The sequence below is a fragment of the Helicobacter pylori SA221C genome (genome assembly GCF_000476855.1).
Lineage (GTDB): Bacteria > Campylobacterota > Campylobacteria > Campylobacterales > Helicobacteraceae > Helicobacter > Helicobacter pylori_DK.
In genome coordinates, this window is the sequence record NZ_CBPT010000001.1 from 263,976 (window position 1) to 281,170 (window position 17,195).

At 39.8% G+C, this 17,195-nt stretch carries 13 protein-coding genes and 1 pseudogene; 8 read left to right on the plus strand and 6 right to left on the minus strand.

Features of this window, described 5'->3' with window-relative positions:
• Positions 1-147: 147 nt before the first annotated feature.
• The 4 genes from QU01_RS01275 to clsC are packed head-to-tail and all read left to right on the plus strand — an operon-like array spanning position 148 to position 5,324.
• On the plus strand, positions 148-915 hold the full coding sequence (locus QU01_RS01275) for a fumarate reductase cytochrome b subunit (protein WP_001183632.1): 768 nt from the start codon (positions 148-150) through the stop codon (positions 913-915).
• Between the two features lie 9 nt (positions 916-924).
• A complete protein-coding gene (locus QU01_RS01280) occupies positions 925-3,069 on the plus strand; it encodes a fumarate reductase flavoprotein subunit (protein ID WP_033763142.1) in 2,145 nt (714 codons plus the stop codon).
• A complete protein-coding gene (locus QU01_RS01285; protein WP_033763139.1) occupies positions 3,062-3,799 on the plus strand; it encodes a fumarate reductase iron-sulfur subunit in 738 nt (245 codons plus the stop codon). The genes QU01_RS01280 and QU01_RS01285 overlap by 8 nt, the downstream gene beginning before the upstream one ends.
• 16 nt (positions 3,800-3,815) lie before the next feature.
• Positions 3,816-5,324, plus strand: coding sequence for a cardiolipin synthase ClsC (gene clsC, locus QU01_RS01290; protein ID WP_033763137.1), 1,509 nt, complete (start codon positions 3,816-3,818; stop codon positions 5,322-5,324).
• A 5-nt stretch (positions 5,325-5,329) separates the two neighbouring features.
• Here the strand turns inward: clsC and QU01_RS01295 are convergent, their stop codons facing one another.
• The gene (locus QU01_RS01295; RefSeq protein ID WP_000890445.1) at positions 5,330-5,863 is read right to left on the minus strand and encodes a TIGR00645 family protein; all 534 of its coding nucleotides are present in this window, start codon (positions 5,861-5,863) and stop codon (positions 5,330-5,332) included.
• 156 nt (positions 5,864-6,019) lie between these two features.
• Here QU01_RS01295 and QU01_RS01310 point away from each other — a divergent pair.
• A pseudogene (locus tag QU01_RS01310) lies at positions 6,020-7,719 on the plus strand (DUF262 domain-containing protein).
• Positions 7,720-8,115: 396 nt separating this feature from the next.
• Here QU01_RS01310 and QU01_RS01315 read toward each other — a convergent pair.
• Genes QU01_RS01315 through QU01_RS01335 form a run of 5 tightly spaced genes read right to left on the minus strand, consistent with a single transcriptional unit; the run spans position 8,116 to position 12,960 of the window.
• Positions 8,116-8,919, minus strand: coding sequence for a hypothetical protein (locus tag QU01_RS01315; RefSeq protein WP_033763133.1), 804 nt, complete (start codon positions 8,917-8,919; stop codon positions 8,116-8,118).
• Between the two features lie 21 nt (positions 8,920-8,940).
• Complete coding sequence (locus QU01_RS01320) at positions 8,941-9,483, minus strand: DUF1882 domain-containing protein (protein WP_000138102.1); 543 nt, start codon at positions 9,481-9,483, stop codon at positions 8,941-8,943.
• 10 nt (positions 9,484-9,493) lie between these two features.
• On the minus strand, positions 9,494-10,744 hold the full coding sequence (locus QU01_RS01325) for a serine hydroxymethyltransferase (protein WP_033763132.1): 1,251 nt from the start codon (positions 10,742-10,744) through the stop codon (positions 9,494-9,496).
• Positions 10,744-12,249, minus strand: a complete 1,506-nt coding sequence (gene lysS, locus QU01_RS01330; RefSeq protein WP_033763131.1) for a lysine--tRNA ligase — start codon at positions 12,247-12,249, stop codon at positions 10,744-10,746. The genes QU01_RS01325 and lysS overlap by 1 nt, the downstream gene beginning before the upstream one ends.
• 9 nt (positions 12,250-12,258) lie before the next feature.
• Entirely contained in the window at positions 12,259-12,960 is a 702-nt protein-coding gene (locus QU01_RS01335; protein WP_033763129.1) for a CvpA family protein, read from the minus strand.
• 230 nt (positions 12,961-13,190) lie between these two features.
• On the opposite strand from QU01_RS01335, the gene QU01_RS01340 reads away from it, so the two are divergent.
• From QU01_RS01340 to pseI, 3 genes are read left to right on the plus strand one after another with little or no spacing between them, the layout of a single operon-like run.
• Positions 13,191-14,468 (plus strand): apolipoprotein N-acyltransferase, encoded by a 1,278-nt coding sequence (locus QU01_RS01340; protein ID WP_033763127.1) that lies wholly within the window; start codon positions 13,191-13,193, stop codon positions 14,466-14,468.
• Complete coding sequence (locus tag QU01_RS01345; protein WP_033763125.1) at positions 14,465-15,106, plus strand: ABC transporter ATP-binding protein; 642 nt, start codon at positions 14,465-14,467, stop codon at positions 15,104-15,106. Before QU01_RS01340 ends, QU01_RS01345 begins: the two co-directional genes overlap by 4 nt.
• A 3-nt stretch (positions 15,107-15,109) precedes the next feature.
• Positions 15,110-16,132, plus strand: coding sequence for a pseudaminic acid synthase (gene pseI / locus QU01_RS01350; RefSeq protein ID WP_033763123.1), 1,023 nt, complete (start codon positions 15,110-15,112; stop codon positions 16,130-16,132).
• Positions 16,133-17,195 lie beyond the last annotated feature (1,063 nt).

Below are 17,195 nucleotides of genomic sequence, written 5' to 3' on the forward strand. Positions count from 1 at the left end.
AATTTTAAACAATAGCCCCCTTGAATTGAATTTTTCCTCAATTTAGGTTTGTTTATAAGGAAAATTATTTCAAATGTAGTAAAATTAAGGCAGTGTTTTTGCGTCAAGCGATTTTAGGTTAATTTTGAGTTTTTAGGAGCAGTTTTTATGCAACAAGAAGAGATTATAGAGGGTTATTATGGCGCTAGCAAAGGGCTTAAAAAGAGCGGTATTTATGCCAAGCTGGATTTTTTACAGAGCGCTACGGGATTGATTTTAGCGCTCTTTATGATAGCGCACATGTTTTTAGTCTCAAGTATCTTGATTAGCGATGAAGCCATGTATAAAGTGGCGAAATTTTTTGAAGGGAGCTTGTTTTTAAAGGCAGGCGAGCCGGCTATTGTGAGCGTGGTTGCAGCAGGGATTATTCTTATTTTAGTCGCGCATGCTTTCTTGGCGTTAAGGAAATTCCCTATCAATTACAGGCAATACAAGGTTTTTAAAACCCACAAGCATTTGATGAAACATGGCGATACGAGTTTGTGGTTTATCCAGGCTTTAACCGGATTTGCGATGTTTTTCTTAGCGAGTATCCACTTATTTGTCATGCTCACAGAGCCTGAAAGTATCGGGCCTCATGGCTCAAGCTATCGTTTTGTCACGCAAAACTTTTGGCTTTTGTATATTTTCTTATTGTTTGCCGTAGAATTGCATGGCTCTATTGGGTTGTATCGCTTAGCGATTAAATGGGGGTGGTTTAAGAATGTGAGCATTCAAGGCTTGAGAAAAGTCAAATGGGCGATGAGCGTGTTTTTTATTGTTTTAGGGCTTTGCACCTATGGGGCTTACATTAAAAAAGGTTTAGAAAATAAGGACAATGGCATTAAAACCATGCAAGAAGCCATAGAAGCTGATGGGAAATTCCACAAAGAATAAGGGTAGAAAATGAAAATAACATATTGTGATGCGCTAATTATTGGAGGCGGATTGGCTGGGTTAAGGGCTAGTATCGCATGCAAACAAAAGGGTTTAAACACCATCGTTTTAAGCCTAGTGCCTGTCAGGCGTTCGCACTCTGCAGCCGCTCAAGGGGGCATGCAAGCGAGCCTTGCTAACGCTAAAAAAAGCGAGGGCGATAATGAAGATTTGCACTTTTTAGACACGGTTAAGGGGAGCGATTGGGGGTGCGATCAGCAAGTGGCTAGAATGTTTGTAACCACTGCCCCTAAAGCCATTAGGGAATTGGCCAGTTGGGGGGTGCCTTGGACTAGGATTAAAAAGGGCGATAGGCCTGCGGTCGTCAATGGTGAGCATGTTACGATTACCGAAAGAGACGACAGGCATGGTTATATTCTAAGCCGTGATTTTGGCGGCACTAAAAAATGGCGCACATGCTTTACGGCTGATGCTACAGGGCATACCATGCTTTATGCGGTCGCTAACGAAGCCTTACACCACAAAGTGGATATTCAAGACAGAAAGGACATGCTCGCTTTCATTCATCATGATAATAAATGTTATGGGGCGGTGGTAAGGGATTTAATCACAGGCGAAATTTCAGCGTATGTTTCTAAGGGCACGCTTTTAGCTACCGGAGGTTATGGGCGCGTGTATAAACACACCACTAACGCCGTGATTTGCGATGGAGCCGGGGCTGCAAGCGCCTTAGAAACCGGCGTGGCTAAATTAGGCAACATGGAAGCGGTGCAATTCCACCCTACCGCTTTAGTGCCAAGCGGGATTTTAATGACTGAAGGTTGTAGGGGCGATGGCGGGGTTTTAAGAGACAAGTTTGGCAGACGTTTCATGCCCGCTTATGAGCCGGAGAAAAAAGAGCTTGCGAGTAGGGATGTGGTCTCAAGGCGGATTTTAGAGCATATCCAAAAAGGCTATGGAGCCAAATCGCCCTATGGGGATCATGTGTGGCTGGATATTGCTATTTTAGGGCGTAACCATGTGGAAAAAAACTTGAGAGATGTGCGCGATATTGCCATGACTTTTGCGGGCATTGATCCGGCTGATAGCGAAGAGCAAACCAAAGACAACATGCAAGGAGCGCCTACTAATGAGCCTGAATACGGGCAAGCGATGGCTAAGCAAAAAGGCTGGATCCCCATAAAACCCATGCAACACTATTCTATGGGTGGGGTTAGGACAAACCCTAAAGGCGAAACCCATTTAAAAGGCTTGTTTTGTGCGGGTGAAGCGGCATGCTGGGATTTGCATGGGTTTAACCGCTTGGGGGGAAATTCTGTGAGTGAAGCGGTGGTCGCTGGCATGATCATAGGGGATTATTTCGCCTCGCATTGTTTGGAAGCGCAAATTGAAATCAACACGCAAAAGGTTGAAGCTTTCATTAAAGAAAGCCAGGATTATATGCATTTTTTATTGCATAATGAAGGCAAGGAAGACGTGTATGAAATCAGAGAACGCATGAAAGAAGTCATGGATGAAAAAGTGGGCGTTTTTAGAGAAGGTAAAAGGCTAGAAGAAGCCCTTAAAGAATTGCAAGAGCTTTATGCACGCTCCAAAAACATTTGCGTGAAAAATAAGGTTTTGCACAATAACCCTGAATTAGAAGACGCTTACCGCACTAAAAAAATGCTCAAACTCGCGCTTTGTATCACTCAAGGAGCGTTACTGCGCACTGAAAGCAGAGGGGCTCACACAAGGATTGACTACCCTAAAAGAGACGATGAAAAATGGCTTAATCGGACTTTAGCGAGCTGGCCTAGCGCTGAGCAAGACATGCCCACGATTGAATACGAAGAATTAGATGTGATGAAAATGGAAATCAGCCCTGATTTTAGGGGCTATGGCAAAAAAGGCAATTTCATCCCCCACCCCAAAAAAGAAGAGCGCGACGCTGAGATTTTGAAAACGATTTTAGAATTAGAAAAACTCGGGAAAGACAGAGTAGAAGTCCAACACGCGCTCATGCCTTTTGAATTGCAAGAAAAATACAAAGCCAGGAATATGCGTTTAGAAGATGAGGAAGTCAGGGCTAGGGGGGAACATTTGTATTCTTTCAATGTCCATGATTTATTAGACCAACACAACGCTAATTTAAAAGGAGAACACCATGAGTGATAATGAACGAACGATTGTAGTCAGAGTGCTAAAATTTGACCCTCAAAGCGCGGTGAGTAAGCCGCATTTTAAAGAGTATCAATTGAAAGAAACGCCATCCATGACGCTCTTTATCGCTTTAAACCTCATTAGAGAGCATCAAGATCCGGATTTGAGCTTTGATTTTGTGTGCCGCGCTGGGATTTGCGGCTCTTGCGCGATGATGGTTAATGGGAGACCAAGATTGGCTTGTAAAACCCTAACTTCTAGCTTTGAAAGCGGGGTGATCACGCTCATGCCCATGCCCAGTTTTACGCTCATTAAAGATTTGAGCGTGAATACGGGCGATTGGTTTGGCGATATGACTAAAAGGGTGGAAAGCTGGGCGCATTCTAAAGAAGAAGTGGACATTACTAAGCCAGAAAAAAGGATTGAGCCTGATGAAGCCCAAGAAGTCTTTGAACTAGACAGGTGTATTGAATGCGGGTGCTGTATCGCTTCTTGTGGGACTAAACTCATGCGCCCTAATTTCATTGGAGCTGCTGGCATGAACAGAGCCATGCGCTTTATGATTGACAGCCATGATGAAAGAAGCGATGACGATTTTTATGAGTTAGTGGGCGATGATGATGGTGTTTTTGGGTGCATGAGCCTTATCGCTTGCCATGACACTTGCCCTAAAGAATTACCCTTGCAAAGCAGTATCGCCGCTTTGCGTAACAGGATGTTGAAAGTGGGTAAAAGCCGCTAATTTCTTCGGGTCGTTTTTGAAAATCTTTTTAGTTTTTTTAAGCGTCTTTTTTTTTAATGGGTGCTTTGGGTTAGTCTATAAGACTCCCATTTCAAGCCCCCCTATCTCTTATGATCCCTACACTACCACCATAGGTAGCTTATACGCTAAAAATTTAAAAGAAAACCCTAACCATAGTGCGGCCATTCTTTTAGAAGACGGCTTTGACGCTTTATTGCACAGAGTGGGTCTTATCAGAATGAGCCAAAAAAGCATTGACATGCAAACTTATATCTATAAGAACGATCTTTCTTCTCAAGTGATCGCTAAAGAACTTTTAAATGCGGCCAATCGTGGGGTGAAAGTGCGCATCCTTTTAGATGATAACGGAGTGTATTCAGATTTTTCAGATATTATGCTTTTAAATTTCCATAAAAACATTGAAGTGAAAATCTTTAACCCCTACTATATCCGCAATAAAGGCTTGCGCTATTTTGAAATGCTTGCGGATTATGAGCGCATTAAAAAACGCATGCACAACAAGCTTTTCATCGTGGATAATTTCGCTGTCATTATAGGGGGGCGCAATATTGGGGACAATTATTTTGATAACGATTTAGACACGAACTTTTTAGATTTAGACGCTTTGTTTTTTGGGGGGGTTGCTTCAAAAGCCAAAGAAAGCTTTGAACGCTATTGGAGGTTCCACCGCTCTATCCCTGTTTCATTACTAAGAACCCATAAAAGACTCAAAAACAACGCTAAAGAAATCGCTAAACTCCATGAAAAAATCCCTATCAGCGCTGAAGACAAAAACCAGTTTGAAAAAAAAGTCAATGATTTTATAGATCGTTTCCAAAAATACCAATACCCCATTTATTATGGGAATGCCATTTTTTTAGCTGATTCGCCCAAAAAAATTGACACGCCCTTGTATTCGCCTATCAAAATCGCTTTTGAGAAAGCCCTTAAAAACGCTAAGGACTCCGTTTTTATCGCTTCATCGTATTTTATTCCAGGCAAAAAGATGATGAAAATCTTTAAAAAACAAATTTCTAAGGGGATTGAATTGAACATCCTTACCAATTCCCTTTCATCTACTGATGCGATAGTGGTCTATGGGGCGTGGGAAAGGTATCGCAACCAATTAGTGCGAATGGGCGCGAATGTCTATGAAATACGAAACGATTTTTTCAACCGCCAGATTAAAGGGCGCTTTAGCACCAAACATTCCTTACATGGCAAGACGATTGTTTTTGATGACAATTTAACGCTTCTAGGGAGTTTTAATATTGATCCGCGCTCTGCATACATCAACACTGAAAGCGCGGTCTTGTTTGACAACCCGTCTTTTGCTAAAAGGGTGCGTTTGTCGCTTAAAGATCATGCCCAACAATCATGGCATTTGGTGGTGTATCGGCATAGGGTTATTTGGGAAGCGGTGGAAGAAGGGATTTTAATCCATGAAAAAACTTCGCCTGACACTTCCTTCTTTTTACGCTTGATTAAAGAATGGTCTAAAGTCCTTCCTGAAAGAGAGCTTTAAAATTTTTAATGCCCTTTATTTTGCGAAAAAGCGATGTTGTTGGTAACGGCGGCTAAAAGCGCTGAACACACAAACACCAAATGGATCACCACTTGCCAAAAAATAGGGTTATGCGATAGGGGCGTGTCCTTAGGGATACTGGATAAAACATCTTCCAAACTCATGTAGCGTTTGAGCAAGAAAATCGCCGAAATCGCCACAATGGAGAGCGAAACCTTTAATTTTAAAGCGTTAAAGTCCGTGTGCTTTAGCCAGGTGATTTCGCTGGCATCCACCTTGTCTAATTTGGAAACAAAGCTTTCATAACTGGCGAGCAGCACCATTAAAACAAGCCCGGCCATAAACAACAAATCCACTAAACCTAAGGCTGATAAAACCAAATCCGTTTCACTAATGGTGTCTAAATGGCTGAGCATGTGCCACAACTCTTTCATGAACACATAGCCTAAAACCACCAACACTAACGACATGGCAATGCATAAAGGGGCTAGCAACCAACGAGTGGCAAACAACACTCTTTCAATCAACTTTTCCAACATCTCAACTCTTTTAATTATGGCTTTTTGAAGCCTTGATTATAGCTAATAAAACGCCCCGAGTGGCTAACAGAACGCCTTGATGGAGTGAAATCTCAAGCCATTCTTATGGTATTTATGGTATAAATTTGACTACTGCATGCAACAAAGGAGAACTGAGTGAAAACCACTATAAAAGAGATCTTTAAAGAGGAAGGATACAGCATCCCCAACTATCAGAGGGATTACGCCTGGAAGGATAAGAATTTTAAGGATCTGTGGGAAGATCTAGAAGAAGCGATAGAATACAACAAAAAGGGTCAGGGGCATTTTATAGGCACCATGGTTGTCGCTAAGAATGAAGACAACAAAAAATTGCATGACATCATTGACGGCCAGCAGCGAACGACTACCATCTTCATGCTCTTGCATGTCTTGGCAAGCAAACAAAATGAGAAAGACAAGCAAGAGACAAGAAAATATCTATACCAAAAGGGGGAATTAAAATTAGAAGTCGCCCCTCAAAACCAAAGCTTCTTCAAAACGCTCTTGGAAGCGGCAGAAAAGGGGAATATCAGCCAGAAAAAGATGCAGACACCGAGGGCAAGCAAAATCTTTTTGAAGTTTTGAAGGCTATCTTGGATAAGGTCAGCAAGTTGAATAAAGAAGAAGTGAATGAGCGTTTGGAGGCGCTGTTAAAAATGGTTTTGATGCGGCTTGAAGAGCCCGATCCTGGGAGAGCCATCAGAACCTTTCAAAGCGTGAATGACAGAGGCGTGCCTCTCCTCTTGCTAGACAAACTAAAATCCCTCCTCATCTATTACTCCAATACTTTTTGCGATGGGAAAAGGGGGCTAGATCAGTTCATCAACGATCATTTTGGGGAGATCTTTAAGATCTTTGCCAAGATCAAAAAGAACGACCACATCTCCAGCGTTGGAGGCTCAAAGTTTGATGAAGGCGATATCTTCCGCTACCACGCAGGGAGCCAAAAATTTGATGGGATCGAGTTTTTAGGAGGCTATAAAACAAGCACAGAAGACACATACGAACAACTCAAGGATAAGTTAAAAGAAGTTAGAAAAAGCAAGTTGAAAAATTTCATCCAATCCTATGTCAGCGATTTGAAAAATTTCTATCAGGCTTTCCTTGATCTATTGAGCGAGATTGACACCAACCAAACCACCTTTAAAGTCATGCTCATCAACACGATCAACCCGCTTTTTTTCAATTCGCTCATCCGCCTAAAAATCAACAACGAACTAGACGATGAAACGCTGAGACTCTTTGCCAAAACCGATATTGTGTTTTTCAAAGCTAGTAAAAAAATGAGAACAACGGCCTACAACTTGATTGAGGAATATCTTGAAAAGGGTAAAGAGGGATTGAAAAGCAAGATGATCACTCAATGCAGAAATTATATAGAGTTGGCTTCTTTGGAGTTTGTAAACAACGCATTCAACTCATCATGCTTCCACTATATCTTCTTTGAAAAGAACTGCCATGAGATGAGTTTTACCGATCTCAAAAAATTAATCCCTGGGAAGCAATTCTCCCAACAAAAAGAGCACATCATCCCCATCAATTTACTAGAACAGAGACCCTATAATAAGATCAGAGATCTTGGTTTTGAAGACAGGAAAGATCTTGAAGCTCATATTAACACATACGGCAATCTCATCTCCCTGGAAAAATCGCTCAATCTTAAGGCAAGCGATAAGGATCTGTATGGGAAAGATGCGATCTATAAGGAGAGTAAAATCCCTTTCAACAGGCGCTTTAATGTAAAAGGTTTCAACAAAAAGGTCTTAATAAAAAGGAATGATGAAATGCGAGAATGGCTGATCGACACCTTTTTTAAGGATTTCGCCACCCACTAAAGAGAGTGAAGCTTAAAAGAGCGTGAGTGCGCTTGCTCTCTTGCTTCTAGCCCCACAACCGCACCCATAAGGCTAGTTTCAAACCGCTCTCTTCTTTGGAGGGTTATGGGTTATCAAACAGCAAACAATAACTTCATAAAATTTAAACGCTCCGTAGTTTTCAAACAACAAACAAATACTTTCAACGAATGAATGCTCTTTAAGGCTGAATTCAAACGCAAAAATTATCTGAATTCCTCAAAGACCAAATAGGTATATTGATCAAAAAAATCTGTTTATATTCATTGTCTGTTAAAATTATCCGAGCCGATGGAGTAAGCTACCCCATCGTTTTAGCACTTGGGCGATCCGTTAAAAAACGCCCAAGAAAGAAATAAGAATTTTTAGCCAAAACCCCTACCGCACTTCTATGACAACCGGTTTAGTCATCTTTTTGCTGACTTCATCAGTATGCATTAAGGCTTCTTGCTTGCTCTTATAAGGGCCTATGAGATAGCGCTTCGTCGCTCCCCTATCTTCAATCTTATGGGGGAATTGGTTAAACGCTTGTAAAAAGGCTTTATTGGGCGTGTGCGCAAAAACCCCCACTTGCAAATAATACCCTTTAGTAAGAGTGGTTTTAGAATTGGCTTTTTTAGGAACTTCTTTATGAACTTCTTTTTTGACTTTTAGCTCTTTAACCGCATGCTTAGCTTTATCTTTATGAGCTTCCTTATCTTTAGGGGTTGCTTTAGGCTTTTTATGAGGGGTTTCTTTTTTGACTACAGCTTGAGATTCTTTTTGAGCGCTAGTGCGCTCAACAGCTTTTAATTCTTTTTTAGCTTCTTGCGTTTCTTCTGTTGTTTTCATCTCCGTTTGAGTTTGATTGGTTTGAGTGGGCATGTTAAACGCATCATTTTCTTGTTTTTTAACATTATCCGCCACTTTGTCTAGCTTGTCTTCTTGCTTGGAAGGATCTAAATTCAAGCTTTCAAACTCATCGTCTTTTTTCTCGTCTTTAGTGTTGCCTATTTTTTGCATGCCACTATCGGTTTGTAAAAAAGTCTCTTTAGGAGCGACTCTCGTGCTTTTCCAAAACACCATTAAAAGCACCGCCAAAATGATAATGGCTATAGCCACGATCAAAAACACCTTTTTAGTGCCGCCCCCATTATTTTCTTCTTCTAAAATCACTTCATTCAGTCTTTCTTTTTCTGACATCAAAAATCCTTTCAAAAATGGTTATAAATGCTTCGCCCAAGAACTCCCGCGCTCTTTTGCAAACACTTCATAAGGTAAAGCTAAAATATTAAATTCCTTAGGCCATTCATTGCTAGGGAAGACCTTCCATTCTTTAGGCAACCCTTGCGCTAATTTCATAGACAAAGTTTTAACCAGCCTTTCACCCTCGCCTAATTCCGTATGCCCCTTATGCACATACAAATGCAAATGCCCTGGCGTCTTCGTGTTATAAGCGGTAAAATTCATAAAACCCTCTTCACGAAGCAATAACTGCGCCTTATGATAAAAACGCTCCGGATTCCTCCCGTTATAATCAAACACAATGTTTTCCACCTTATCGTTACGCAAGATGAGGTTGTGCGCGATTTCTATCTCCCTTTTCAAATGCTTTTGAATGAGCGAGCTTGTGAGCATGGCATTCACTCTTTGGAATTTATTATAATAGCAACGCCCCGCATAATCCACCCTCTCCCCCAAGCCTGGTTTTTTTTCAAAATAATGGCTTGTGTCTATCTTAATGAGCTTTAATTCCATTTCTGTCATCTTGACTCCCTTAAAAAATAGGTTGTTGATATATAGGGAATTGATTAGCCATGGCTTTCAATTCTTCTTTCACATGCAATTGCAAACTAACATTATTAATATCATTCAAAATATCTGATATTTTATTCCCTATGATTTCAAATTCCTTAGCTCCCATGCCCCTTGCGCTCAATGCCGCTGAGCCAATCCTTATCCCGCTCGTTACAAAAGGGCTGCGCGTTTCGCCAGGAATGGTGTTTTTATTCACGGTGATTCCGGCATTCCCTAATGCAATATCAGCGTCTTTCCCGCTATAAGACTTATCTAAGAAATCCATCAAAAGCAAATGGTTAGAAGTGCCACCACTCACTAACTTATGGTTTTTTTCTTTTAACGCTTTGGCCAAAACTTGCATGTTAGATTTCACTAATTTTGCGTAAGCTTTAAATTCTGGTTTTAGATTCTCTTTAAACCCCACCGCTTTAGCAGCAATCACATGCATCAAAGGCCCGCCTTGAGTCCCTGGAAAAATCGCTTTATCAATCTTAGCCGCTATCTCTTCATCATTAGTTAAAATAATCCCCCCTCTAGGCCCTCTTAAGGTCTTATGAGTGGTGCTTGAAACCACATGGCAATGCGGGAAAGGATGGGCATGCTCACCGGTTACCACAAGCCCCGCCACATGGGCTATATCGCCTAATAGTAACGCCCCCACTTCATCAGCGATTTCTCTAAATTTCTTAAAATCAATCTCCCTTGGATAGGCTGAAAACCCGCACACGATGATTTCTGGCTTAACGCTTTGAGCGATCTTTAGCGCTTCTTCATAATCAATATAGCCATCCAAATTCACGCCATAAGAAAAACTCTGATAGTGCTTGCCGGTTAAACTCACTTTAGCGCCATGCGTTAAATGCCCTCCACAGCTTAAATCCATGCCTAAAATCTTGTCATAAGGCTTTAAAAGAGCGTGATAGACAGCGTTATTAGCTTGTGAGCCTGAATGCGCTTGCACGTTAGCGAACTGGCAATTAAAAAGCTTTTTAGCCCTTTCTATGGCCAGGCTTTCTATTTTATCCACCACTTCACAGCCTCCATAATAGCGCTTGTTAGGATAGCCCTCAGCGTATTTATTCGTTAAAATGCTTCCCATAGCTTCCATAACACTAGGAAAAGTGTAATTCTCGCTCGCTATCATTTCTAAATGCTCATTTTGCCGCTTATATTCTTCAAAGATCAATTCAAAAATTTCACTATCCGTTTGTTCTAAAAAATACGCCATTATTCTCCACTCTCAATATTAAAATCGTTTTTAACAGGACGCATCGCTGGGAATAAAATCACATCTTTAATGCTTTTAGCTCCAGTGAGTAACATCACTAATCGGTCAATGCCTATGCCTTGCCCTGCAGTGGGGGGCATTCCATGGGCTAGAGCCCACACATAATCTTCATCCATGTATTGAGCTTCTTCATCGCCTTTTTCTTTTTCAGCCACTTGATTTTTAAAGCGTTCTAATTGATCTAAAGGGTCGTTCAACTCGCTAAAGCCATTAGCGATTTCTTTCCCTGCAATGAACAATTCAAACCTGTCAGCAATATTAGGGTTAATATCGTTGCGTCTGGCTAAAGGGCTAATCTCAATAGGGTATTGGGTTACAAAAGTGGGGTTAATGAGCTTATGCTCTACAAAATGATCAAACGCTTCAGCGAGCAACTTGCCATAAGTGAGATTGGGCTCTACTTTGATGCCTTGCTCTAACAAATAAGCCAAAAGCCTGTCTTCTTTTTCTAAAATATCCTTACTAATGCCCCCTATCATTTCTAAAGCGTCCAAATAGGAAATCACGCTCGTTTGGTTGAAATCCACTTCCATATCGTTATAAATGATTTTTGAATCTAAATTTAAAGTCTTTAGCAAGTAGTCAAATAGCCTCTTACTGAGTTCAATCAAATCTTCATAAGTGTGATACGCCCAATAAAATTCAATCATCGTAAATTCGGGGTTATGGCTGTGATCCATGCCCTCATTTCTGAAATTACGATTGATTTCAAACACCGCTTCAAAACCCCCCACAATCAAGCGTTTGAGGTATAATTCTGGGGCGATTCTCAAATACCTTTCAACTTCTAAAGCGTTATGGTAAGTGATAAAAGGCCTTGCGTTCGCTCCGCCAGGAATGGGGTGCATCATGGGGGTTTCCACTTCTAAAAACCCTTCCATTTCAAAGAATTTCCGCATGCTAGAAACAATCAAACTGCGTTTTTTAAACACATCTTTAACGCTAGGATTGACGATCAAATCCAAGTAGCGCTGGCGGTAACGCAATTCTATATCGCTCAGTCCGTGAAACTTTTCAGGTAAAGGCACAATGGTTTTGCTTAAAATATGAAATTCTAGGGCATGAACGCTTAATTCACCGGTTTTGGTAGCAAAAGGGAAGCCTTTCACCAACACAATATCGCCCACTTCTAAATGCTTTTTCAGGCTTTTAAACTCATCGTTCAATTCATTTTGCGAAACATAAGCTTGCAAAATCGCGCTTTCATCTTCAACTTTAATAAAACATGCCTTACCCATTAAACGCAAAAGCTTGACCCTCCCTACAATACTTTCGTGTTTTTCTTTGTCTTTAGGCTCTTCTAAATCCTTAACGTAAGCGTATTTTTCTAAAAAAGCGGCGTTGGTGAGGCTTCGTTTCAAGCCATTTTTATAAGGGTTTTTCCCTTCTTCTCTCAAGCTATTGGCTTTATGGATGCGTTGTTGGATGTATTGGTTAGAAAACATGTGATGCCTTTATAGGGGTTCTTTATTAGATGGGGTGGGGTTTGGTGGGGTTTGGTTAGCTTTTGGATCTAGCATGTTTTTAGGCAAGTCTTTAGCCTTTTCTTTTAAAGATTCCATGCCCTTATCCATCGCTTTATTAAAAGACTCTTTATTGTTGTTAAAAGATTCTTTATTTTTGACTTCATCGCTCATTTCTTCAAGGTTGTCTTTAAGGTTTTGCTCCACATGTTTGACGCCATCAAGGCGCATGATCTTACTAGCGACGCTTTTCATGGTAGAAAAAAAAGCACTTTTTTCTTGCAAATAGGCGTTAGCGTCTTTCATCACTTCCATTTTAGAGAGTGCATAAAGGATGAAAGAAAGCACTAAAAAAGTCTTCAAGCATGAAAAAATAAACCCTAACGCTTTGTCTATAATGCCTAACCCGCTAAAGACTAACACCTTGCCTAGCAACACTCCAAAAGCTAAAAAAAACACCCAAATAGACGCTAACACCAATAAAAAACCGATGAGATTCGTCATGGTTTCATTTCTTAGATCATACAAATGCTCTGAAAATAAATTCCCAACAGCCACAGAATAGCGAGACGCTAAATACACGCCAAGCACAATCCCTAAAGTCCCCGCCACTTCACTCACGAAGCCATGATAAAATCCTCTAATCCCAAAAGCTACCACCACCACAAGTAACGCCAAATCAATATAATTCAAACCCTAAACCCAAACCTTTCTCTCATATATCTCGCATAAAGATAGTCATAGCGTCTTAAAACAAACACCCATTACTCTTAAATCATGCCAATTCACACTCTTTAGACTTGAAATTTGAAAATAATAACACAACTTAAAAAAAACTACCCTTAAAAAAATCAATCTAAAATTCTTAAATTAAAATATAGCTATAATACACTAAAACAATCTCAAGGTTTCAAAATTTAGCCATGCGTCTTCTTTTATTCAATCAAAACGCTTTTTTATTAGCGTGCATGTTTGTTTCAAGCGTGTATGTGAACGCTGTTTTAGACGCTTATGCGGTTGAAAACCCCTATATTTCTATCATACTCACAAGCCTATTAGCCCCTTTAAGCATGCTAGCGTTTTTAAAAACCCCTAGAAACAACGCTTTTGCTTTGGGGTTTTTTGTGGGGGCGTTATTGTTTTATTGGTGCGCTTTAAGCTTTCGCTACTCGGATTTCACTTATTTATTACCCTTAATCGTTGTTTTAATAGCGTTAGTTTATGGGGTTTTATTTTATTTGTTGCTCTATTTTGAAAACCCCTACTTCAGGCTTTTGAGTTTTTTAGGCTCTAGTTTTATCCACCCTTTTGGATTTGATTGGTTAGTCCCAGATAGCTTTTTTTCTTATAGCGTATTTAGGGTGGATAAATTATCGCTAGGGTTTGTTTTTTTGGCTTGCATTTTTTTGAGCGCTAAACCATTGAAAAAATACAGGATCATAGCGGTTTTATTGTTACTTGGTGCGTTGGATTTTAATGGTTTTAAAACAAGCGATTTAAAAAAGGTTGGAAATATTGAATTAGTCTCCACAAAAACGCCCCAAGATGTGAAATTTGACTCAAATTACCTCAACGATATTGAAAACAACATTCTTAAAGAAATCAAACTCGCTCAAAGCAAGCAAAAAACCTTGATCGTTTTTCCAGAGACCGCCTACCCCATCGCTTTAGAAAACTCCCCCTTTAAAGCCAAGCTAGAAGATTTAAGCGATAATATTGCTATTTTAATAGGGACATTGCGCACCCAAGGCTATAATCTTTATAACAGCTCGTTTTTATTTTCTAAAGAGGGCGTTCAGATCGCTGATAAAGTGATCTTAGCCCCCTTTGGCGAAACAATGCCTTTACCGGAATTTCTTCAAAAACCCCTTGAAAAGCTCTTTTTTGGCGAGAGCGCTTATTTATACCGCAACGCTCCTCATTTCAGCGATTTCACATTAGACGATTTTACTTTTCGCCCTCTGATTTGTTATGAAGGCACTTCCAAAGCCGCTTATTCAAACAGCCCTTCAAAAATTTTTATCGTGATGAGCAATAACGCATGGTTTAGCCCAAGCATTGAACCCACCTTACAAAGAACGCTTTTAAAATACTATGCAAGGCGTTATGATAAGATCATCTTGCACAGCGCGAATTTTTCAACTTCTTACATCTTAAGTCCTAGTTTATTAGGCGATATTCTTTTTAGGAAACGATCATGATTAAAGCGACTGGTATTTCTCATGCTTTTGAAAAGCCCCTTTATAAGGGCGTAAATTTGCACATCAAACCCAAAGAAAGCCTAGCGATTTTAGGCGTGAGCGGAAGCGGTAAAAGCACGCTTTTAAGCCATCTAGCCACCATGCTAAAACCGGATAGCGGAACAGTTAGTTTGTTAGAACACCAAGATATTTACGCTTTAAATTCCAAAAAGCTTTTGGAATTACGGCGCTTAAAAGTGGGCATAATCTTTCAATCGCATTACCTTTTTAAGGGTTTTAGCGCTTTAGAAAACTTGCAAGTCGCTTCCATCCTAGCCAAGCAAGAAATAAATCATTCCCTTTTAGAACAATTAGGCATAGCCCACACCCTAAAACAAGGCGTGGGTGAATTGAGCGGCGGCCAGCAACAACGCTTAAGCATCGCCAGAGTGCTTTCTAAAAAGCCTAAAATCATTATCGCTGATGAACCCACCGGGAATTTAGACACCATTAGCGCTAATCAAGTCATCAGCATGCTGCAAAATTACATCACAGAAAACGAAGGGGCGTTAGTTCTAGCCACGCATGATGAGCATTTAGCCTTCACTTGCTCTCAAGTCTATCGCCTAGAAAAAGAAGTTTTGATTAAGGAGAAATAAGAAATGTTACAACGCCCTAAAATTGTCGCTGAATTGAGCGCTAACCATAACCAAGATTTAAACCTCGCCAAAGAAAGCCTTCATGCCATTAAGGAAAGCGGCGCGGATTTTGTCAAGCTCCAAACCTACACGCCAAGCTGCATGACTTTAGATTCTAAAGAAGATCCTTTCATCATTCAAGGCACTTTATGGGATAAAGAAAATCTGTATGAATTGTATCAAAAGGCTTCTACCCCCCTAGAGTGGCATGCTGAATTGTTTGAGTTGGCTAAAAAACTTGATTTAGGCATTTTTAGCTCGCCTTTTAGTTCACAAGCTTTAGAGCTTTTAGAGAGCTTGAATTGCCCCATATATAAAATCGCTAGTTTTGAAATCGTTGATTTAGACTTGATTGAAAAGGCCGCTCGCACACAAAAGCCCATTATCCTTTCTAGCGGTATCGCTACACACACCGAATTGCAAGACGCTATCTCGTTGTGCAGAGGGGTGAATAATTTTGACATCACCCTTTTAAAATGCGTGAGCGCTTATCCCAGTAAAATAGAAGACGCTAACTTATTGAGCATGGTTAAATTAGGCGAAACCTTTGGCGTTAAATTTGGCTTAAGCGATCACACGATTGGCTCTCTTTGCCCCATTCTAGCCACCACTTTAGGAGCGAGCATGATAGAAAAGCACTTCATTTTAAACAAATCCTTACAAACCCCAGACAGCACTTTTAGCATGGATTTTAACGAATTTAAAAGCATGGTTGAAGCCATCAAACAAAGCGTTTTAGCCTTGGGCGAAGAAGAGCCTAAAATAAATCCAAAGACTTTAGAGGAGCGAAGATTCTTTATGCGCTCTTTATTTGTCATTAAGGATATTCAAAAAGGCGAAGCATTGACTGAAAACAATATCAAAGCCTTACGCCCCAACCTTGGCTTACACCCTAAATTCTATAAAGAAATTTTAGGTCAAAAGGCATCAAAATTCTTAAAAGCCAACACCCCTTTAAGCGCTGATGATATAGAACGCTCATTGTAGGTTTGTTTTGATTAAAAAATGGGGTTTTTAAATTTGTTTTGTGGTTTTAGATTTGATTTTAAACTCATTTTCTATTTTAAATCTTAAGGGAATAGGGGCATCGCTCTCATCAAATGTTGCCTAGAGCCTTATTTGAATCTCAATCAACTTTAATTTTTAATAAAAACAGGATTACTTTGTTGCTATCGCTTTAAACTTTATCATAAAACCCATTTTTTAGGGAAATATTTTGCGCTTAATACCCCATAACCCCCAATCAAATCCCCTAACCCCCAAAGAATGTAAGTTTTAAGCGTTCTCTAAGTTTTAAGTTAAATTCAATTAAAAATCATTTGGAAATTATAACACAAACTTTTTAAACAAAAGCTTAAAAAAAATAATTTCATTCCTTTAGCATTAGCTACAAGTTCTTATGAAATGAGCTGGAAGTTCTTTGGCTCTAGCTGTAAGTTATCATGCGAGTTTCTAGTAAGTTCTAATGGTGTGTCATTTTAGTTTTTAATCGTATAGACAATTTAGTTCCTACCATTAGAGCAAACAAGTTCTTAATCTATTTTTCCTTAGTTCTTTATAAGTGTAGCCATAGGTTCTAACTTGTGGCTTTTAGTTTTTATCATGTAGCTATCTAGTTCTTTCAATAAAAGCCTCTAAGTTTTTATAGCGTTTCTAACAAGCCCTTGCCTAAAAAATTGAGTAATGGGGTTAAAGCTTTTGAATGAAATTTTTCTCTCTTACTAGATTAAAAAATTATCTCATCTATCAAAGCACTCTCTTTAAAAACTTTTTGAAAAAAGTTAGCAAAAACCCTTATTTTTTAAAAATCTAGCTCCAAGTCCCTTGAATACGAAGTTTTAACCTAATGTGTACGCACACATGGTGTTATCCTGCACCGTATTTTAATTTAGGTCTTTTTTCAATTCTTTGTGCTATGCTACAAAGAATTGAAAAATCGCTAGATTTAAAATCAAAAGTCTAGCTCTTAAATTAGCGTTAGCTTGAATAAAATTTGGGCGTTTTAAATGCCTTGTTAGTAAGGGAAAGAAGTTTAGCTTGAAAGTGTGCG

Coding starts and splice junctions, on each gene's coding strand:
- QU01_RS01325 (WP_033763132.1), bottom strand. CDS start 10,744: ATGGCGTATTTTTTAGAACAAACGGATAGTGAAATTTTTGAATTGATC.
- pseI (WP_033763123.1), top strand. CDS start 15,110: ATGTTACAACGCCCTAAAATTGTCGCTGAATTGAGCGCTAACCATAAC.
- QU01_RS01275 (WP_001183632.1), top strand. CDS start 148: ATGCAACAAGAAGAGATTATAGAGGGTTATTATGGCGCTAGCAAAGGG.
- QU01_RS01345 (WP_033763125.1), top strand. CDS start 14,465: ATGATTAAAGCGACTGGTATTTCTCATGCTTTTGAAAAGCCCCTTTAT.
- QU01_RS01295 (WP_000890445.1), bottom strand. CDS start 5,863: ATGTTGGAAAAGTTGATTGAAAGAGTGTTGTTTGCCACTCGTTGGTTG.
- QU01_RS01285 (WP_033763139.1), top strand. CDS start 3,062: ATGAGTGATAATGAACGAACGATTGTAGTCAGAGTGCTAAAATTTGAC.
- QU01_RS01340 (WP_033763127.1), top strand. CDS start 13,191: ATGCGTCTTCTTTTATTCAATCAAAACGCTTTTTTATTAGCGTGCATG.
- QU01_RS01315 (WP_033763133.1), bottom strand. CDS start 8,919: ATGTCAGAAAAAGAAAGACTGAATGAAGTGATTTTAGAAGAAGAAAAT.
- lysS (WP_033763131.1), bottom strand. CDS start 12,249: ATGTTTTCTAACCAATACATCCAACAACGCATCCATAAAGCCAATAGC.
- QU01_RS01320 (WP_000138102.1), bottom strand. CDS start 9,483: ATGACAGAAATGGAATTAAAGCTCATTAAGATAGACACAAGCCATTAT.
- QU01_RS01280 (WP_033763142.1), top strand. CDS start 925: ATGAAAATAACATATTGTGATGCGCTAATTATTGGAGGCGGATTGGCT.